Genomic DNA, 18,908 nt, shown 5'->3' with positions numbered 1-18,908 from the left:
CGGCTTGCGCTGCCGGTCGTCTACAATGCGGGCTGCGCGCCGGGCGCGCCCGTGTCGCCGGCCCGTCCCTTCTTTCCTCGCGTCTCGTCTTCCTTCCCATGGCCCTGTTTTCCATTACCGACGCCCAGCTTGCCTTCGGGCACGTGGCCCTGCTCGATCACACCGACTTTTCGCTGGAGGCCGGCGAGCGCGTGGGGTTGATCGGGCGCAACGGCTCGGGCAAGTCCTCGCTGCTGAAGATCGTGGCCGGGCTGTCGGCGCCCGATGACGGGCTGATCGCCCGCCAGAGCGGCGTGACCAGCGCCTACGTGCCGCAGGAGCCGCAGTTCGAGCCCGGCATCACCGTGTTCGACGCAGTCTCGCAGGGCATGGGCGACGCGCACGACCTGCTGGTGCGCTACGAGGCCGCCGCCGACCGCGTTGCCGAGCACCACGACGACGAAGCGGCGCTGGCGGAGCTGCACCGGCTGCAGTCCGAGCTCGACGCCGCCGGCGCCTGGCAGCTGCGCACCCGCGTGGAAACCACGCTGGCGCGGCTGGGGCTGGATTCGCACACGCGCGTCGACGCGCTCTCGGGCGGCCTGCAGAAGCGTGTGGCGCTGGCGCAGGCGCTGGTGGCCGAGCCCGACATCCTGCTGCTGGACGAGCCCACCAACCACCTCGACGTCGAGGCGATCCGCTGGCTGGAAGACCTGCTGCTGCAGTTCCGCGGCAGCGTGCTGCTGATTACCCACGACCGCGCCTTCCTCGATCGCGTCGCCACCCGCATCGTCGAGCTGGACCGCGGGCGGCTGGTGTCCTTCCCCGGCAACTTCGCCGCCTACCAGGCGCGCAAGGCCGAGATGCTGGCTGCCGAGCAGGTCGAGCAGGCCAAGTTCGACAAGCTGCTGGCGCAGGAAGAGGTGTGGATCCGCAAGGGCGTGGAAGCGCGCCGCACCCGCAGCGTGTCGCGCATCCAGCGGCTGGTGGCGATGCGCAACGAACGCGCCGCGCGCCGCGAGGTGCAGGGTAATGTCAGGCTGGAGGTGTCGCAGGCTGACCGCTCCGGCAAGATCGTGGCCGAGCTGACCGACGTGAGCAAGGCGTATGGCGACAAGGTGGTGGTGCGCGACTTCACCGCCACCATCATGCGCGGCGACAAGGTCGGCCTGATCGGCCCCAACGGCGCCGGCAAGACCACGCTGCTTCGGCTGATCCTGGGCGAACTGGCGCCGGACAGCGGCACCGTGCGCAACGGCAGCAACCTGCAGGTGGCGTATTTCGACCAGATGCGCACCGCGCTGGACCTGGAGAAGTCGCTGGCCGACACCATCAGCCCGGGCAGCGACTGGGTCGAGGTCAACGGCCAGCGCAAGCACGTGATGAGCTACCTGGGCGACTTCCTGTTCGCGCCCGAGCGCGCGCGCTCGCCGGTCAAGTCGCTGTCGGGCGGGGAACGCAACCGGCTGCTGCTGGCGCGGCTGTTCGCGCGGCCGGCCAATGTGCTGGTGCTGGACGAGCCCACCAACGATCTCGACATCGACACGCTGGAGTTGTTGGAAGAGCTGCTGCAGGACTACGGCGGCACCGTGTTCCTGGTGTCGCACGACCGTGCCTTCCTCGACAACGTGGTGACCTCGACGCTGGCCGCCGAAGGCGATGGGGTCTGGCGCGAATCGGTGGGCGGTTATTCCGACTGGGTCGAGCAATCAGCGCGCAGCGCCGCGCTGCAGTCCGCGCGCAAGCCGGCGGAGCAGAAGGTGGCGGAGCCGGCCAAAGGCAAGGAGTCGCGCGAGGCGCGCGGGGCCAACCGGACGGTCAAGCTGTCGTACAAGGAGCAGCGCGAGCTGGATGGACTGCCCGAGCGCATCGCCGCGCTCGAGTCCGAGCAGAAGTCGATCTCGGCGCAGCTGGAGGACGGGTCGCTCTATGTCAGCGATGCCGGCAAGGCGGCGCAGCTGGGCACGCGGCACGACGAGATCGAGATGGAACTGCTGGAAGCGCTGGAGCGCTGGGAAGTGCTGGAGGCGAAGTCGAAGGGCGAGGGGGCCTGAGGCCTGAGGGTCCGGCACGCGCCGGACCTCACCCGCACCAGGCCAACACCATATTGGTAAGGTCGACCATAAACCCCGGTCGCAGGTAACCGACGAACCCAAGCGCCAGCACCCCGGCCAGCATCGCCAGCCCGGCTGCCTTCGCCATGCGCGCCTGGGCCGTGCCCATCACGCCGCCGCCGGCTGCGCCCGCACCACCGCCTGCTCGCGGATCGGCAGGTTGACCAGCGCCGCCAGCACTCCGAGCGCGATCGCGATCAGCCACACTGTGTTGTAGCCGCCGGTGCGGTCATACAGATAGCCCCCCAGCCACGCGCCGAGGAAACTGCCGATCTGGTGCGAGAAGAACACCACCCCCGACAGCATCGACAGGTATTTCACCCCGAACACCTGCGCGATGATGCCGTTGGTCAGCGGCACCGTCGATAGCCACAGGAAACCCATCACCGCCGCGAACACCCAGGTGCTGGCGACGGTCAGCGGCAGCAGCAGGTAGGCGGCGATCACCACCGAGCGCGCCAGGTAGATCGCCGCCAGCAGGTAGCGCTTGGGCAGGCGCTGGCCCATCGCGCCGGCGCTATAGGTGCCGAAGACATTGAACAGGCCGATCAGCGCCAGCGCCACCACCGCCACCTTGGGATCGGTCAGCCCCTGGTCTTTCAGGTACGGTGCCAGGTGCACGCCGATAAAGACCACCTGGAAGCCGCACACGAAGTAGCCCAGCGTCAGCAGCTGGAAGTTGCGGTTGCCGAAGGCTTCGCGGATGGCCTGGCCGATGGTCTGGTGGTGGCCGCCGGTTTGTGCGGCCTCGCGCGGCTCGCGCAGGGTCAGCGCCAGCGGCAGCATCACGCACGCCATCAGCGCCATCACGTACAGCGCGTTCTGCCAGCCCAGCCCGGAGATCAGCCCCTGTTCCACCGGGATCATCAGGAACTGGCCGAACGAGCCCGCCGCGGCGGCGATGCCCATGGCCCAGACCCGTTTTTCCGGGCTGGCGACGCGGCCGATCACGCCGTAGACGATGCTGTAGGTGGTGCCGGACTGGGCGATGCCGATCATCACCCCGGCGCCGGTGGCGAAGGCGGTGCCGCTGGTCGCCAGCGCCATCACCACCAGCCCGGCGACATACAGCGCCACGCCCAGCAGCATGATGCGCAGCGCGCCGAACTTGTCGGCCAGCGCCCCGGCGAAGGGCTGGCTGGCGCCCCACATCAGGTTCTGCAGCGCCAGCGCAAAGGCGAAGGTCTCGCGGTTCCAGCCGTGGGCTTGCGTGATCGGCAGGTTGAACAGGCCGAAGCCGTGCCGGATGCCCATCGAAAGCGTGACCAGCAGGCCACCGCACACAAGCACGGTGGTCAGGGAGAGTTGTCGGTTCTGCATGTCTTGGCTCGGTGTGCGGCGGCCGCGCCCAGGTGAGGCGGCGCCGACAGGATTGTCTGTGCTTGTTGTTTTACCGCGCCGGAACGGCCATCAGGCTGGCCGGGGCCGGGTGGTGGGGAGTTTACTCCGGCTCGGGAAAACGCGTACGGCGCCGCCCGCACTCGCGGCGCCCCGGCAAAAAGTGCCGGCGGCCCGGCAAGCCGGACCGGCGCGGGCCGCGGGGCAGGTGCGCTTTTTCTGCGGGAATGGCGTCGCGCGCTTCCATTACAATGCAGTGCCCGGTGCCCCGGCGCGTGCACAGTTGTGCGCCTCGCGGCAGCCGGGACCATCACTTTCGTAGCGACTCCATGGCGAGCAAAACCAGTCAGTACAGCGAATCTTCCATCCGGGTCCTGAAGGGCCTGGAGCCGGTCAAGCAGCGCCCCGGCATGTACACCCGGACCGACAACCCCCTGCATATCGTGCAGGAGGTGATCGACAATGCCTCGGACGAGGCCCTCGGCGGCCACGGCTCCGAGATCCTGGTGACCCTGCATCGCGACGGCAGCCTCAGCGTGGAAGACGACGGCCGCGGCATCCCGGTGGGCATCCACCCGGAAGAGGGCGTGCCCGTGGTCGAGATCGTCTTTACCCGGCTGCACGCCGGCGGCAAGTTCGACAAGGGCAAGGGCGGCGCCTATGCCTTCTCCGGCGGCCTGCACGGCGTCGGCGTGTCGGTGACCAATGCGCTGTCGACGCAGCTGGACGTGACCGTGTGGCGCGACGGCATGTGCTCGACGCTGACCTTCTCGGGCGGCGACGTGACCGTGCCGCTGGCCTCGCGCAAGCTCGAGCGCGGCGAGAAGAAGAACGGCACGCGCGTGCAGGTGTGGCCGGACGCCAAGTATTTCGATTCGGCCGCGATCCCGCTGGCCGAACTGCAGCGCCTGCTGCGCAGCAAGGCCGTGCTGCTGCCCGGGGTGAAGGTCACGCTGGTGACCGAAAAGACCGGCGAGCGCCAGACCTGGCAGTACGACCAGGGCCTGAAGGGCTACCTGGTCGAGGCGCTGGCGCAGGGCAGCGGCGCTGAACTGGTGATCCCGATGTTCGAGGGCGAGCACTTTGCCGACCCCGACGCCAATCCCGGCGAGGAAGGCTTTGCCGACGGCGAGGGCGCGTCGTGGGTGGTGGCCTGGACCGAGGACGGCGCGCCGGTGCGCGAGTCCTACGTCAACCTGATTCCCACGCCGGCCGGCGGCACGCATGAGTCCGGCCTGCGCGAAGGGCTGTTCCAGGCGGTCAAGAGCTTTATCGAGATGCATGCGCTGCAGCCCAAGGGCGTCAAGCTGATGAGCGAGGACGTGTTCGCGCGCGCCTCGTTCGTGCTGTCGGCCAAGGTGCTGGACCCGCAGTTCCAGGGCCAGATCAAGGAGCGCCTGAACAGCCGCGACGCGGTGCGGCTGGTGTCCACCTTCAGCCGCCCGGCGCTGGAGCTGTGGCTGAACCACCATGTCGAGTACGGCAAGAAGCTGGCCGAGCTGGTGATCCGCCAGGCCCAGGCGCGCACGCGCGCGGCGCAGAAGGTCGAGAAGAAGAAGGGCTCCGGCGTGGCCGTGCTGCCCGGCAAGCTGACCGACTGCGAGTCCACCGACGTGACCCGCAACGAGCTGTTCCTGGTCGAGGGCGACTCCGCCGGCGGCTCGGCCAAGATGGGCCGCGACAAGGAATTCCAGGCCATCCTGCCGCTGCGCGGCAAGGTGCTGAACACCTGGGAGACCGAGCGCGACCGCCTTTTCGCCAACAACGAGGTGCACGACATCGCCGTGGCGATCGGCGTGGACCCGCACGGCCCCAACGACGAGCCCGACCTGTCCAACCTGCGCTACGGCAAGATCTGCATCCTGTCCGACGCCGACGTCGACGGCGCGCATATCCAGGTGCTGCTGCTGACGCTGTTCTTCCGGCATTTCCCCAAGCTGATCGAGACCGGCAACGTCTATGTGGCGCGTCCGCCGCTGTTCCGCGTCGATGCCCCGGCGCGCGGCAAGAAGCCGGCGCAGAAGCTGTACGCGCTGGACGAAGGCGAGCTCGAGGCGATCCAGGACAAGCTGCTCAAGGACGGCGTCAAGGAAAACTCGTGGCAGATCTCGCGCTTCAAGGGCCTGGGCGAAATGAGCGCCGAGCAGCTGTGGGAAACCACCATGAACCCCGACACGCGGCGCCTGCTGCCCGTGATGCTGGGCGAATACGACCTGCCGCAGACCGTCGAGATGATGAACATGCTGATGGGCAAGGGCGAGGCCGCCCAGCGCCGCAGCTGGCTGGAAGAGAAGGGCAACGAGGTCGAGGCCGATATCTGATTGGGGAGCGCCGGCCGGCGATTGGGTAGATAATCGCCCAGTTCGCTTGCACGTCGTCCCCGCGGAAGCGGGGACCCGGCGACCTTGAAGACGCTGGATTCCCGCCTGCCCGGGAATGACAGTAGATTTTGGCAAGGTGCTCACCAGAAGGAACACACGATGACGATGAGACCCTCCGGCAAACTCAGGCGCAACCTGGCAGCCACGCTGCTGGCGCTGGCCGGGCTCGCCTGCGTGCCGGCGGCGCATGCCGAGCTGTGGGGCTTTATCGATGCCGACGGCGTGGCGCACTTCGCCGACCAGAAGCTCGACGCGCGCTACAAGCTGTTCATGAAGGACGGCGGCAGGCTCGACACCGGGCGCCTGGCCGCGCGGCAGGCGCAGGCGGCGCGAGGTGACATCGACCTCGACATCGACCTCGAGCAGCACAAGCTGTACCGCTACGTCCTCAACCATCCCAATATCAAGACCGTCGAGCCGCTGATCCACCAGATCGCCGGCAAGCAGGATGTCGATCCCGCGCTGGTCAAGGCGGTGATGGCGGTGGAGTCCGGCTTCAACCCGGCGGCGGTGTCGCCCAAGGGCGCGATCGGCCTGATGCAGGTGATTCCCGACACCGGCGCGCGCTTTGGCGTCAGCGCCGATGCGCGCCGCACCATCGAGCAGAAGCTGGCCGACCCGCGCACCAACATCACCGCCGGGGTGCGCTACCTGAGCTGGCTGATGCAGCAGTTTCCCGGCAACCTCGAGCTGGTGCTGGCCGCGTACAACGCCGGCGAGGGCGCGGTGCAGCGCTACAACAACCGCATCCCCCCTTATCCGGAGACGCGGCAGTATGTCAGCACCGTGCTGCAGTTCTACCGGCTGTACCAGCCGCAGCAGGGCGTGGTGCTAAAGCGCGCCAGCGCCGATGGCGACGGCGGCCCGCGCGTGAAGATGGTGCTCGGCGCGCGCCGGCCCATGCCCTGAGCGGCACCCAAGAATCACAAGCAACCGGTGCGCCGGCCGTCGAGGTCTAACGCGTGGCGCGCCGAATCCTTGCCTATCCATGGAACAACAAGACATCACGTTTCAACCTGAAGAGCCGGCCGATTCGCTGACGCTGGCCCGCTACGCCGAGCGCGCCTACCTCGACTACGCCGTCAGCGTGGTCAAGGGCCGCGCGCTGCCCGAGGTGGCCGACGGCCAGAAGCCGGTGCAGCGGCGCATCCTGTTTGCGATGCACGAGATGGGGCTGCGCGCCGACGCCAAGCCGGTCAAGTCCGCGCGCGTGGTCGGCGACGTGCTGGGCAAGTTCCACCCGCACGGCGACCAGTCCGCCTATGACGCGCTGGTGCGGCTGGCGCAGGACTTTTCGCTGCGCTACCCGCTGATCGACGGCCAGGGCAACTTCGGCTCGCGCGACGGCGACGGCGCCGCGGCGATGCGCTACACCGAAGCCCGCCTGACGCCGATCTCGCGGCTGCTGCTCGACGAGATCGACGAAGGCACGGTCGACTTCATACCCAACTACGACGGCTCGATGCAGGAGCCCAAGCTGCTGCCGGCGCGGCTGCCGTTCGTGCTGCTCAACGGCGCCTCGGGCATCGCGGTGGGCATGGCCACCGAGATCCCGCCGCACAACCTGCGCGAGGTCGCCGCCGCCACCGTGGCGATGATCCGCAACCCCAATATCGCGCTGGCCGAGCTGCTGGCGCTGATGCCGGGGCCCGACTATCCCGGCGGCGGCCAGATCATCTCGCCGGCGGCGGACATTGCCCAGATCTACGAGAACGGCCGCGGCAGCCTGAAGGTGCGCGCGCGCTGGACCATCGAGGAAATGGCGCGCGGCCAGTGGCAGCTGGTGGTGACCGAGCTGCCGCCGAACACCTCGGCGCAGAAGGTGCTGGAAGAGATCGAGGAAATCACCAATCCCAAGATCAAGACCGGCAAGAAGGCGCTGACGCCGGACCAGCAGCAGCTCAAGGCGACCGTGCTGGCGGTGCTCGACGCGGTGCGGGACGAGTCCGGCAAGGACGCGCCGGTGCGGCTGGTGTTCGAGCCCAAGAGCAAGAACATCGACCAGCAGGAGTTCATCCAGACGCTGCTGGCGCATACCAGCCTGGAATCCGGCGCGCCGATCAACCTGGTGATGATCGGCACCGACGGCCGTCCGCGCCAGAAGGGCCTGCGCGAGATCCTGGGCGAGTGGATCGCGTTCCGCTTCGATACCGTCACGCGCCGCACGCGCCATCGCCTGGGCAAGGTCGAGGACCGCATCCACATCCTCGAAGGCCGGATGCTGGTGCTGCTCAATATCGACGAGGTGATCCGCATCATCCGCGAGAGCGACGAGCCCAAGCCCGCGCTGATCGAGGCCTTCGGCCTGAGCGACCGCCAGGCCGAGGACATCCTGGAAATCCGCCTGCGCCAGCTGGCGCGCCTGGAAGCGATCCGGATCGAGAAGGAACTGAAGGAGCTGCGCGAGGAGCAGGCCGACCTGGACGTGCTGCTCAAGTCCGAGACCATGATGCGCCGTCGCATCATCAAGGAGATCGAGACCGACGCCAGGCAGTACAGCCCGGAAGACAAGGACCCGCGCCGCACGCTGATCCAGGAAGAGCGCCGCGCCGCGGCCGAGGTGCGCGTGATCGACGAGCCGGTGACGGTGGTGATGTCGCAGAAGGGCTGGGTGCGCACGCGCCAGGGCCATGGCCACGACCCGCAGCAGTTCACCTTCAAGGCGGGCGATGCGCTGTACAACACCTTCGACTGCCGCACCGTCGACGTGCTGCTGGTGTTCGGCACCAACGGCCGGGTCTATTCCGTGCCGGTCTCGAGCCTGCCGGGCGGGCGCGGCGACGGGGTGCCCATCACCACGCTGATCGAGCTGCAATCCGGCAGCCAGGTGGCGCATACCTTTGCCGGCAGCGCCAGCCAGCGCGTGCTGATCGCCACCGCGAGCGGCAACGGCTTCCAGACCACGGTCGGCGACATGACCGGCCGGCAGAAGGGCGGCAAGTCGTTCCTGACGCTGGACGGTGGCGACACCCCGCTGCCGCCCGCGCCGATCGGCGACGAGGCCACGCACGCGGCCTGCCTGTCCGGCAACGGCCGCCTGCTGCTGGTGGCGCTGGATGAAGTCAAGGTGCTGTCCGCCGGCGGGCGCGGCGTGATCCTGATGGAGCTGGAACCCAAGGAGAAGCTGCTGCAGGCGGTCGCCGTGGGCGCGCCCGGGCTGGTGCTGTCCGGCGCAGGCCGCGGCGGCAAGCCGTCGTCGCAGAAGCTGGCCGGGCAGTCGCTGCTGCCGTACGTGGGCAAGCGCGCGCGCAAGGGCAAGCCGCTCGAGGCGAAGCTGAAGGAACCGAGGATTGAGCCGGTGCGGGTGGAGGTGCCGGGCGGCAATTGAGTTACCGCTGGTTTGCTCCCCTCTCCCGCGTGCGGGAGAGGGGCAGGGGGTGAGGGCAGGCGCTGGCATACCGCAGCTCTGACTTCGAAGGCGCTCCCGCCCTCACCCCAACCCTCTCCCGCACGCGGGAGAGGGAGCCCCCAATCTGGCGGGCAACGTCTCAGTCGACCCCCACGAACCCTCCCGTCTGATGCGCCCACAGCCGCGCATACAGCCCCCCATGCGCGAGCAATTCCGCATGCGTGCCGCTTTCCACGATATGCCCGCGGTCCAGCACCACCAGCCGGTCCATCCGTGCGATGGTCGAGAGCCGGTGCGCGATCGCGATCACGGTCTTGTCCTGCATCAGCGTTTCCAGGCTTTCCTGGATCGCGGCTTCCACTTCGGAGTCCAGCGCGGAGGTGGCTTCGTCCAGGATCAGGATCGGCGCGTTCTTGAGCAGCACCCGCGCGATCGCGATGCGCTGGCGCTGGCCGCCTGACAGCTTGACGCCGCGCTCGCCGACCTGCGCCTCCAGCCCGGTGTTGCCGTGGGCATCAACCAGGTGCGGAATGAATCCGTCGGCGCGGGCGCGGTGCAGCGCGGCGGCGAGTTCGGCATCGGTGCTCGAGGGCTTGCCGTAGAGCAGGTTCTCGCGGATCGAGCGGTGCAGCAGCGAGGTGTCCTGCGTGACCATGCCGATCTGCGCGCGCAGGCTTTCCTGCGTCACCGTGGCGATGTCCTGGCCGTCGATCAGGATGCGGCCGCGCTCGACGTCGTAGAGCCGCAGCAGCAGGTTGACCAGCGTCGACTTGCCCGCGCCCGAAGGGCCGACCAGGCCGATCTTCTCGCCCGGCCGCACCGTCAGGTTGACGCCCTCGATCACGCCCGAGCCCTTGCCGTAGTGGAACCCGACCTGCTCGAAGCGGACCTCGCCATGCGTCACGCGCAGCGGCTGCGCGTTGGCGCGGTCGGTGACCTGGCGCGGCACCGCGATGGTCTTCATGCCGTCCTGCACCTGCCCGACGTTCTCGAAGATGCCGTTGACCACCCACATGATCCAGCCCGACATATTGTTGATGCGGATCACCAGCCCGGTGGTCAGCGCGATCGCGCCGGTGGTGACATGGCCGGTGCTCCACAGCCACACCGCCAGCCCGGTGGTGCCGGCGATCAGCGCGCCGTTCATCGCGGTGATGGTGACGTCCATGCCGCTGACCATGCGCCCGGCCTGCCGCGTCTTCTCGGTCTGCTCGGCCATGGCGTCGCGCGCGTAGTCTTCTTCCTGGCGGGTATGGGCGAACAGCTTGAGCGTGGTGATATTGGTGTAGCCGTCGACGATGCGCCCCATCAGCCGCGAGCGCGATTCGGTGGCGACCACCGAGCGCTGCTTGACGCGCGGCACGAAGTACAGCAGCGCGGCCACGTAGCAGACGATCCACAGCAGCAGCGGGATCATCAGGCGCCAGTCGGCCTGCGCGAACAGCACCAGCGAACTGACTGCGTAGATCGCCACGTGCCACAGTGCATCGACCGCCTGCACCGCGGAGTCGCGCAGCGAAAAGCCGGTCTGCATGATGCGCTGGGCGATGCGCCCGGCAAAGTCGTTCTGGAAGAACGACAGGCTCTGCTTGAGCACGTAGCGGTGGTTCTGCCAGCGGATCAGGTTGGACAGGCTGGGGCTGATCACCTGGTGCACCAGCACGTCGTGCAGGCCGAAGAAGATGGGCCGCAGCAGCACCGCCACCACTGCCATCCACACCAGCTCGTTGCGGTGGCGGCTGAAGAACTCGGCGCCGGGCGTGGTCTGCGCCATGTCGACCAGCCGGCCGAGGAAGCTGAACAGCGCCACCTCGATCAGCGCGCCGACCAGGCCCACCAGCAACAGCAGCACGAACACGCCCCAGACCTCGCGCAGGTACCAGGTGTAGAAGCGCAGAACCTGGCCCGGCGGCTCGCGGTCGGGCATATGGCGGAAGGGGTCGATCAGTCTTTCCAGGCGACGCAACATGGCAGGGTTCCCGTTGTGTGCCACGGCACGCCCGCTCGTCCTGGTGGGATGCCGGGCGCTTGCGGCGGATCAGACGCAACATGATACGCGCCTTGCCCAATGGAAAAGCCCCGCCAGGGGCGGGGCCTTGTCTGATACGCGCTGCGAAAAACGCCGCAGCCGCCGCAGCGTCAGGGGTGGTGGATCACCATATGCGTGAACGGCGGCACGTAGGCCTGCAGCGTCACGAACAGGCCCACCAGGACCGCCAGCACGATCGAGTGAAAGAACACGTAGCGCAGGATGTCGCCCTCGTGGCCGTACCACTTGGTCGCGGTCGAGGCGACCACGATCGACTGCGCGTCGATCATCTTGCCCATCACGCCGCCAGAGCTGTTGGCCGATGCCATCAGCACCGGCGACAGGCCCAACTGCTCGGCGGTGGTTTTCTGCAGGCCGCCGAACAGCACGTTCGAGGCGGTGTCCGAGCCGGTCAGCGCCACCCCCAGCCAGCCCAGCATGGTGCCGAACAGCGGGTAGAACACGCCGGTGTGCGCAAAGGCCAGGCCCAGCGTGGCATCGAGGCCCGAGTAGCGGGTCAGGTAGCCGACGCCGAACATGGCGCAGATGGTCAGCAGCGAGTAGCGCACCAGCTTGATGGTTTCCCAGTATTCCTTGAACAGCCGCGGCACCGAGTAGCCCATCAGCAGGCCGCCGGCGAGGGCCGAGACGAAGATGCCGGTGCCGGCCATCGACAGCACGTTGAAGTTGAACACCGCGCCTTCGATGACTTCCTTCGGCACCACCGGCGGCACCTTGACGATGGCCTTGTCGAGGCCCGGCACCGGGAATTTCCAGGCCCACAGGCTGTCCATCAGCTTCTTGAACTCGGGGATGCCCCAGACGAACACGAACACCGTCAGGATCACCCACGGCATCCACGCCTTGGCCACCGAGATCCCGGCCGACGCGGCACTGGCGCGTGCGTCGGCCTCGAGCGCCTCGGGGTGGTCGACCTTGGAGTCGTCGTGGCGGCCCAGGATCTTGGTCGAGGTCCAGATTTCCTTCGGATGCCAGACCTTCAGGAACAGCGTCAGCGCGCCCATCGACACCAGCGCGGCGATCACGTCCACCAGCCACGGGCCGTGGAAGTTCGACACCAGGTATTGCGGGATGGCGAAGCTCACGCCCGCCACCAGGATCGCCGGCCAGATCGCCAGCATGCCGCGGAAGCCGGCGAAGGCCCAGATCAGCCAGAACGGCACGATCACCGAGAAGAACGGCAGCTGCCGGCCGATCATTGCCGACAGGTCGAGCAGGTCCAGCCCGGTCACCGACGCCAGCCCGATGATCGGCGCGCCCAGCGCGCCGTACGCCACCGGCGCGGTGTTGGCGATCAGCGCCAGGCCCGAGGCCGCCAGCGGCGAGAAGCCCAGCCCGATCAGGATCGCGCCGGTCACGGCCACCGGCGTGCCGAAGCCCGCCGCGCCCTCGAAGAAGGCGCCGAAGCTGAACGCCACCAGCAGCAGCTGCAGGCGGCGGTCTTCGGTGATGCCGGAGATCGAGTTCTGCAAGACCTTGAACGATCCGTTCAGCGTGGTGAGCCGGTGCAGGAAGATGATGTTCAGCACGATCCAGCCGATGGGGAACAGCCCGGAGACGATGCCCAGCCCTGCGGCCTTGCCCGCCATCGCCGCCGGCATGCCGAACACGGTCGACGCCACCACGATGCCGATCAGCAGCGCCAGGCCCGCCGCCAGGTGCGCCTGCATATGAAAGAACGCCAGCGCTGCCAGCAGCACGGCGACGGGAATGCCCGCGGCAATGGTCGACAGCGCCATATTGCCTAGCGGGTCATAGACTTGACTCCACACGATCGAAATCCTCCTCTGGTTTGGCTCGGGCGCCCGGGCGATCTGCGTGCCCTGGAACTCCCGCATGCGCTTTGCACCGGCGTGCGGTGTCCGCCGCGCCGGCAAAGAACAAGGATTTTAAAAAAGTGCTCGCCGGCGCCCGCCGTACATCGCGTCATGATCGCGATGAGCCACATTCAGGGATCAGGGTTTGCCCGGAGGGCATGCGGGCGCACATGGGGCCCTTGCGGCACACCCGGCCAGAGTACTCTAAACGGCGCCCGTTGCAAAAGTCTGCAAGCCAGCCGTGCGCCCGCATGACTGGCGCTGGCGACGATTGCCGCTGGCTGGCGCGGCCGCGGCCATGGCGCCATACTGGCGGGCAGCGCGCCGGCATACCGCCGGCGCCATCACTCTTCCAGGCGAGGTTTCCCCATGACTGAATTCCTTCCGCCGTGGCCGTTGCTGACCGCCTTCGTGCTGGCCAGCCTGGCGCTGGCGATCACGCCGGGCCCGGCCGTGGTCTATATCGTCACGCGCACGCTGGCGCAGGGCCGGCAGGCCGGGCTGGCCTCGATCGGCGCGGTGGCGCTGGGCAACCTGGGCAATGCCATTGGCGCCTCGCTGGGGCTGGCGGTGCTGTTCTCGGTCTCGGCGCTGGCGTTCACGGTGGTCAAGTACGCCGGGGCGGCCTACCTGATCTGGCTTGGCATCCGCGCGCTGCGCGGTGGCGGCGCGGGCTCGGATGGCGGCACGCCGGAAGTGTCGCCGCGCAGCCTGCGCCAGGTGGTGCGCGATGGCTTCGTGGTGGCGCTGCTCAACCCCAAGACCGCGATCTTCTTCGCCGCCTTCCTGCCGCAGTTCATGAACCCGGCGGGCTCGGCGCTGGCGCAGAGCCTGGCGCTGGGCGTGGCCTTCGTGCTGATCGCCGCGACCACCGACGCCTGCTACGTGATGGCCGCCGCCGCGGTGATGCCGGCACTGCGCCGCGCCGGCCGGGCACGCGCGCTGGGCCGCTACCTGACCGGCGCGGCCTTTATCGGGCTGGGGGTGTTCACGGCGGCGTCGGGCTCGCGCGCGCCGAAGTAGCAGGGCGGGTGAAAAAACTGCCGCGGATCAGCGCAGCGGCAGTTCCAGGATGCCGCCCGCGGCGGGGCGGGCGCGCATGGCGTTGAGCCAGCGCTCCAGATCGGGGCGCGGCTGGTGCTGGCGCGGCAGTCCCATCCAGCGCGCGGCGCAGGCCAGCGAGATGTCGGCCATGGTGAAGCGATCGCCGCCGATGAACTCGCGCCCGGCCAGGGCCTGGTCGAGCAGCGCGGCCAGTGGCTCGGTGCGCTCGCACGAGGCCTCGATGGCGGCCGGGTCGCGCTCGGCTGCGGGCTTGCGCACCAGGTTCAGGAACGCGGTCACCATCGCCGGGCTGAAGGCGGTGGTCTGCCAGTCCATCCAGCGGTCGGCCGAGGCGCGCGCCTTGACGTCCTCGGGCCACAGCGTGCCCTCGCCGTAGCGCGCGCACAGGTAGCGCACGATCGCATTGGACTCCCACAGCACGAAGGGCTCGCCGCCGACATCCGTGCCGCGGAAATCCTCGATCACCGGGATCTGGCGGTTCGGGTTCAGGCGCACGTAGGCCTCGGTGTCGAGGTCGCCCTTGGTCACGCCGATATCGATGCGCTCATGGTCCAGGTGCAGCTCGCGCGCGCACCAGACCACCTTCTGCACGTTGATGGAGGAAAGCCGGCCCCAGATACGCAACATGTCGTCTCCCAAGTCAGGTGCGCCCGCGATTATCCGTTTATCCGTTGATCCGTTGATCCGTGGCGTCAGGCCGCGCGCGGCTGCCGTGCCGCGGCGATGGCTTCGCGGAACAGCTCGCCGAGGATGGCCACGCCCTGCTCGATGCGCTCCGCCGGCACCGTGACGAAGGCCAGGCGCAGCGTGTTGCGCCTGGGGTTGTTGGCGTAGAACGGCGCACCCGGCACGTAGGCGACGTTGCGCCTGACCGCTTCTTCCAGGATCACCATGCTGTCCAGCCCCTCGGGCAGCTCCATCCAGATGAACATGCCGCCTTCGGGCGCATTCCAGCTGACGCCCTCGGGCATGTGGCGCGCGAGAGCGTCCAGCATGGTCTGGCACTGCTTGCCGTAGAGCTCGCGGATGGTCGGGATATGGGTGTCGAGCAGGCCGTCGCGCACGGTCTCGTAGGCCACGCGCTGGGTAAAGGTGGGCGTGTGCAGGTCCGATGCCTGCTTGGCCTGGCACAGCTTGAAGTGCAGCTCGGGCGGGGCGATCACGTAGCCCAGGCGCATGCCGGGGGCCAGCACCTTCGAGAACGAGCCCATGTAGATCACGCCGTCGGGGTTCATCGACAGCAGGCTCGGCAGCTGGTCGCCGGTGTAGCTGAGCGCGCCGTACGGATCGTCCTCGACCAGCAGCACGCCCAGTTCCTGCGCGCGCGCCACCAGCGCCTGGCGGCGCTCCAGCGGCAGGCGGCGCCCGGTCGGGTTCTGGAAATTGGGCAGCGCGTACAGGAAGCGTGCGCCGGCGGTCAGCTCGGGCGTCAGCGCCTCGGGCAGCAGGCCCTTGTCGTCGCTCGGGATCGAGACGAATTCCGGCTCGAACAGCGAGAACGCCTGCAGCGCGCCGAGGTAGCTGGGGGTTTCCACCATCACCTTGCTGCCCGGGTCGATCATCACCTTGGCGATCAGGTCCAGCGCCTGCTGCGAGCCGGTGGTGATCAGCACGCGCTCGACCGACACGTCATGGCGCCGGGCGACGAACTCGCGCAGCGGCAGGTAGCCTTCGGTCGCGGCGTATTGCAGCGCCGCCTGCGGGTTGTCGGCGAACACGCGGGCCGTCGCGGCTTCCATCGCCGCTACCGGGAACGACGCCGGCGACGGCAGGCCGCCGGCGAACGAAATGACTTCCGGACGCTCGGTGACCTTCAGGATTTCGCGGATGGCCGAGCTGGTGAGTTGCTGCGCCCGGCGGGAAATGGCCCATTTCATGATGTGTCTCTTGTGGTCTGCGGTAATACGAGAGCGGCGCGGCAATGGCCGGCCGCCCGGTCAACGATACAGCTTCAGCCCTGCACTTCGGCGATCAGTTCGATCTCGACGCAGGCGCCCAGCGGCACCTGCGCCACCCCGAAGGCGCTGCGCGCGTGCTTGCCCTTGTCGCCGAAGACCTCGGCCAGCAGCTCGGAGGCGCCGTTGGTGACCAGGTGCTGCTCGGTGAAGTCGGTGGTCGAATTGACCAGGCTCATCACCTTGACGATGCGGGTGACGCGGTTCAGGTCGCCGACATGCGCATGCAGCGTCGCCAGCAGGTCGATGGCGACGGCGCGGGCGGCGGCCTTGCCGGTGTCGGTGTCGATGTCCTGGCCCAGCTTGCCGGTCCATACCTTGCCGTCCTTGCGCGCGATATGGCCGGACAGGAACACGGTGTTGCCGGTCTGCGCGGCCATCACGTAGGCGGCGGCGGGGGCGCTGACGGCCGGCAGTTCGATGCCGAGGCGGGCAAGGGTGTCGTAGACCGAGGTTTGGGACATGTAGGCTCCAGTCAGTGAATGCGTCCGGGAAGGATAGTCGAGGGTTCCGCGGCAGGTGCGGCTTGCTGCACGGCGGCGCGGCGGCCCAGCGCCACGACGGCAATCACCGCCACCGCGAAGGCGATGGTGGCAGCGTCGAGCGGCTCGGACAGGATCAGCGCGCCGCCCGCCAGCGTCAGGAACGGCTGCAGCAATTGTATCTGGCCGACGCGGGCCACGCCGCCTTTTGCCAGGCCGGCGTACCAGAAAAGAAAGCCGACGAACATCGAGAACACCGAAACATAGGCCATGCCGCCCCAGGCCCGCGGCGACGCCGCGGCGATCGCCGGCAGGTCGCGCAGCGTCAGCCAGGCCACCACCGGCACCAGCACCGGCAGCGATACCACCAGCGCCCAGCTGATGGTTTCCAGCCCGCCCAGCTCGCGCGACAGCTTGCCACCTTCGGCATAGCCAAGCGCGCCCAGCAGCACCGCGCCGAACAGGAACCAGTCGGCATGCTGCAGCCCGCCGGCGCCCTGCCATACGGCAAAGCCGACCACCAGCGCGCTGCCGGCCAGCGCCGACAGCCAGAACGCCGGCGACGGCCGCTCGCGCCCGAACCACGCGGCGAACACCGCGGTCGCGAGCGGCAGCAACCCGATCACGATGGCGCCGTGGCTGGCCGGCACCTCGCGCATCGCCAGCGAAGAAAACAGCGGAAAGCCCGCCACCACGCCCAGCGCGGTTACGGCCAGCCGCGCCCATTGGCCGCCGCGCGGGCGCCGGCCCGGGCGCAGCGCGCCGCGCCAGGCCAGCAGCGCCAGCGCCAGCAGCGCGGCCAGCACCGCCCGCGCCAGCGCGACGAAGATCGGGTCCAGTTCCGCCACCGCCATGCGCGTGAACGGCAGGGTCTGGCTGAAGATCGCCACGCCGATGAAGCCAAGCAGCATGCCGCCGGACGGCGGTGCGCAAGGCAAGGAAGCGGATGAGGGAGCGGGCATGATTGGCCTCTTGTGTTCTTGTGGTTCGATTCAATGCACGCCGGGGCGGGCGCCGACCGCAATCCACAGCGCCGTCAGCGCCAGCGCCGCGCCCATGGCGCGGTTGAACCAGCGCACGCGCTGGCCGTGCTGCAGCAATTGGCGCAGCGACGCGCCCACCGCGCCATAGACGCCGTTGCTGACAAAGCCCAGCACGCCGAATACGCCGCATACCAGCAGCACGCGCTGCACCGGCGACGCCGCGCCCGCCATGTACGACGCCGCCACCGCCAGCGCCAGCATCCACGCCTTGATATTCGCGTACTGCAGCGCCGCCGACTGCCACACGCTGAGCGGGCGCAGCACCTGCTTTTCGGCCAGCGCGGTACTGCGCGCGATCTTCCACGCCAGCCACAGCAGGTAGGCGACGCCGGCCGCGTGCACCGCGGCGGCCAGCGCCGGCTGGCCCAGCACCAGCGCGCCCACGCCCAGCGCGCACAGCGCCAGGATGCTGGCAAAGCCGAAGGCGACGCCGACGCAGTGCGGCAGCGTCGCGCGCAGGCCGAAGTTGGCGCCGGTCACCGCGGCGATGGTGGTGTTGGGCCCCGGCGTGAACAGGCCCACCGTCAGCAGCGTCAGCAGCGCCGCGAACTGCGCCGCACTCAGCCCGGTGAGCAGGTCCGTAATCAATGCGGAAGCGGTCATGCGAACGCCACCGCCACGCGCCGGTTGGTGCGGCTCTTCTTTTCGATCTTGGTCACCACCACCGCGCCGATCTCGCCGGTGTTGGCCACGTGCGTGCCGCCGCACGGCTGGCGGTCGACGCCGGGGATCTCGATGATGCGGATGCTGGCGGTACCCGCCGGCGGCGCGGCGCCGATGGTGCGCACCAGGTCGGGCTGCGCGGCCAGTTCCTGCGGCGTGATCAGCGTGGTGCGCACCGCGGTGTTGGCGCGGATCAGCGCGTTCAGGCGCTCGCTCAGGTCGGCCTTGTCGAGCGTGGATTCGGGCAGGTCGAAGTCGATGCGCGCACTGTCCGGCGAGATGCCGCAGCCGGTCACCGGCACCGGGATCAGCGAGCCCAGCAGGTGCAGGCAGGTGTGCAGCCGCATCAGCCGGTGGCGGCGGTCCCAGTCGATCGCCACGGTGACGCGCTCGCCGACGCGCGGCAGCGGCGCCCCGGCGGCCGGCATGTGCAGGATGCGGGTGCGGTCGTCGGCGTAGACCGTGTCGACGATCGCCACGGTGCGCCCGTCGGCCAGCGTCAGCGTGGCGGTGTCGCCGGCCTGGCCGCCGCTGCGCGCATAGCACACGGTCTCCTCGAGCTCGATACCGTCGGCGCTGGCGGCCACCACGGTGGCGGCGCAGTGGTCCAGGTACGGGTCTTCGTCGAAACGCTTGCGGGTGGCGGACATCGGGGGCTCCTCGGGTCTTGTG

At 68.9% G+C, this 18,908-nt stretch carries 15 protein-coding genes; 5 read left to right on the top strand and 10 right to left on the bottom strand.

The genetic code is table 11. From position 1 onward, the window contains the following. The first annotated feature begins 98 nt into the window (after positions 1-98). Positions 99-2,033, top strand: a complete 1,935-nt coding sequence (locus A2G96_RS16545) for an ATP-binding cassette domain-containing protein (protein WP_062801034.1) — start codon at positions 99-101, stop codon at positions 2,031-2,033. Positions 2,034-2,061: 28 nt separating this feature from the next. Here the strand turns inward: A2G96_RS16545 and A2G96_RS33880 are convergent, their stop codons facing one another. Further along, positions 2,062-2,202, bottom strand: coding sequence for a hypothetical protein (locus A2G96_RS33880; protein ID WP_167354371.1), 141 nt, complete (start codon positions 2,200-2,202; stop codon positions 2,062-2,064). Beyond that, a complete protein-coding gene (locus tag A2G96_RS16540; RefSeq protein WP_062801033.1) occupies positions 2,202-3,413 on the bottom strand; it encodes an MFS transporter in 1,212 nt (403 codons plus the stop codon). The genes A2G96_RS33880 and A2G96_RS16540 overlap by 1 nt, the downstream gene beginning before the upstream one ends. A 347-nt stretch (positions 3,414-3,760) precedes the next feature. Between A2G96_RS16540 and A2G96_RS16535 the strand changes: the two genes are divergently transcribed. The 3 genes from A2G96_RS16535 (at position 3,761) to parC (ending at position 9,140) form a co-directional block, all read left to right on the top strand. Continuing rightward, positions 3,761-5,752, top strand: coding sequence for a DNA topoisomerase IV subunit B (locus A2G96_RS16535; protein WP_018005326.1), 1,992 nt, complete (start codon positions 3,761-3,763; stop codon positions 5,750-5,752). Between the two features lie 159 nt (positions 5,753-5,911). Beyond that, positions 5,912-6,721, top strand: a complete 810-nt coding sequence (locus tag A2G96_RS16530; protein ID WP_062801031.1) for a lytic transglycosylase domain-containing protein — start codon at positions 5,912-5,914, stop codon at positions 6,719-6,721. 79 nt (positions 6,722-6,800) lie between these two features. Continuing rightward, positions 6,801-9,140, top strand: coding sequence for a DNA topoisomerase IV subunit A (gene parC, locus A2G96_RS16525; protein WP_062801030.1), 2,340 nt, complete (start codon positions 6,801-6,803; stop codon positions 9,138-9,140). A 160-nt stretch (positions 9,141-9,300) separates the two neighbouring features. On the opposite strand, the gene A2G96_RS16520 is transcribed toward parC, so the two are convergent. Together A2G96_RS16520 and A2G96_RS16515 are read right to left on the bottom strand one after the other, a co-directional pair. Continuing rightward, complete coding sequence (locus A2G96_RS16520) at positions 9,301-11,130, bottom strand: ABC transporter ATP-binding protein (protein WP_062801027.1); 1,830 nt, start codon at positions 11,128-11,130, stop codon at positions 9,301-9,303. A gap of 170 nt (positions 11,131-11,300) precedes the next feature. Next, on the bottom strand, positions 11,301-12,983 hold the full coding sequence (locus tag A2G96_RS16515; protein WP_062802220.1) for an L-lactate permease: 1,683 nt from the start codon (positions 12,981-12,983) through the stop codon (positions 11,301-11,303). 414 nt (positions 12,984-13,397) lie between these two features. Here A2G96_RS16515 and A2G96_RS16510 point away from each other — a divergent pair, with 414 nt between their 5' ends. After that, positions 13,398-14,051, top strand: coding sequence for a LysE family translocator (locus tag A2G96_RS16510; RefSeq protein ID WP_062801025.1), 654 nt, complete (start codon positions 13,398-13,400; stop codon positions 14,049-14,051). A 27-nt stretch (positions 14,052-14,078) separates the two neighbouring features. Here the strand turns inward: A2G96_RS16510 and A2G96_RS16505 are convergent, their stop codons facing one another. From A2G96_RS16505 to A2G96_RS16480, 6 genes are all read right to left on the bottom strand, one after another. Then, entirely contained in the window at positions 14,079-14,720 is a 642-nt protein-coding gene (locus A2G96_RS16505) for a glutathione S-transferase family protein (RefSeq protein ID WP_062801023.1), read from the bottom strand. Positions 14,721-14,785: 65 nt separating this feature from the next. Then, positions 14,786-15,970: an aminotransferase-like domain-containing protein gene (locus A2G96_RS16500; RefSeq protein WP_062801022.1), complete on the bottom strand. Its 1,185-nt coding sequence runs from the start codon at positions 15,968-15,970 to the stop codon at positions 14,786-14,788. A gap of 74 nt (positions 15,971-16,044) precedes the next feature. Continuing rightward, positions 16,045-16,512 (bottom strand): RidA family protein, encoded by a 468-nt coding sequence (locus A2G96_RS16495; RefSeq protein ID WP_012353394.1) that lies wholly within the window; start codon positions 16,510-16,512, stop codon positions 16,045-16,047. An 11-nt stretch (positions 16,513-16,523) separates the two neighbouring features. Beyond that, complete coding sequence (locus tag A2G96_RS16490) at positions 16,524-17,492, bottom strand: DMT family transporter (RefSeq protein ID WP_062801019.1); 969 nt, start codon at positions 17,490-17,492, stop codon at positions 16,524-16,526. A 30-nt stretch (positions 17,493-17,522) separates the two neighbouring features. After that, the gene (locus A2G96_RS16485; protein ID WP_062801017.1) at positions 17,523-18,176 is read right to left on the bottom strand and encodes a LysE family translocator; all 654 of its coding nucleotides are present in this window, start codon (positions 18,174-18,176) and stop codon (positions 17,523-17,525) included. Then, positions 18,173-18,886 (bottom strand): alanyl-tRNA editing protein, encoded by a 714-nt coding sequence (locus A2G96_RS16480; RefSeq protein WP_062801015.1) that lies wholly within the window; start codon positions 18,884-18,886, stop codon positions 18,173-18,175. The genes A2G96_RS16485 and A2G96_RS16480 overlap by 4 nt, the downstream gene beginning before the upstream one ends. Positions 18,887-18,908 lie beyond the last annotated feature (22 nt).

The organism is Cupriavidus nantongensis, from assembly GCF_001598055.1.
Taxonomy (GTDB): Bacteria; Pseudomonadota; Gammaproteobacteria; order Burkholderiales; family Burkholderiaceae; genus Cupriavidus; species Cupriavidus nantongensis.
This window is presented reverse-complemented; position numbering and strand designations above follow the sequence as displayed.

Coding starts and splice junctions, on each gene's coding strand:
- A2G96_RS16545 (WP_062801034.1), top strand. CDS start 99: ATGGCCCTGTTTTCCATTACCGACGCCCAGCTTGCCTTCGGGCACGTG.
- A2G96_RS33880 (WP_167354371.1), bottom strand. CDS start 2,202: ATGGGCACGGCCCAGGCGCGCATGGCGAAGGCAGCCGGGCTGGCGATG.
- A2G96_RS16540 (WP_062801033.1), bottom strand. CDS start 3,413: ATGCAGAACCGACAACTCTCCCTGACCACCGTGCTTGTGTGCGGTGGC.
- A2G96_RS16535 (WP_018005326.1), top strand. CDS start 3,761: ATGGCGAGCAAAACCAGTCAGTACAGCGAATCTTCCATCCGGGTCCTG.
- A2G96_RS16530 (WP_062801031.1), top strand. CDS start 5,912: ATGACGATGAGACCCTCCGGCAAACTCAGGCGCAACCTGGCAGCCACG.
- parC (WP_062801030.1), top strand. CDS start 6,801: ATGGAACAACAAGACATCACGTTTCAACCTGAAGAGCCGGCCGATTCG.
- A2G96_RS16520 (WP_062801027.1), bottom strand. CDS start 11,130: ATGTTGCGTCGCCTGGAAAGACTGATCGACCCCTTCCGCCATATGCCC.
- A2G96_RS16510 (WP_062801025.1), top strand. CDS start 13,398: ATGACTGAATTCCTTCCGCCGTGGCCGTTGCTGACCGCCTTCGTGCTG.
- A2G96_RS16505 (WP_062801023.1), bottom strand. CDS start 14,720: ATGTTGCGTATCTGGGGCCGGCTTTCCTCCATCAACGTGCAGAAGGTG.
- A2G96_RS16500 (WP_062801022.1), bottom strand. CDS start 15,970: ATGAAATGGGCCATTTCCCGCCGGGCGCAGCAACTCACCAGCTCGGCC.
- A2G96_RS16495 (WP_012353394.1), bottom strand. CDS start 16,512: ATGTCCCAAACCTCGGTCTACGACACCCTTGCCCGCCTCGGCATCGAA.
- A2G96_RS16490 (WP_062801019.1), bottom strand. CDS start 17,492: ATGCCCGCTCCCTCATCCGCTTCCTTGCCTTGCGCACCGCCGTCCGGC.
- A2G96_RS16485 (WP_062801017.1), bottom strand. CDS start 18,176: ATGACCGCTTCCGCATTGATTACGGACCTGCTCACCGGGCTGAGTGCG.
- A2G96_RS16480 (WP_062801015.1), bottom strand. CDS start 18,886: ATGTCCGCCACCCGCAAGCGTTTCGACGAAGACCCGTACCTGGACCAC.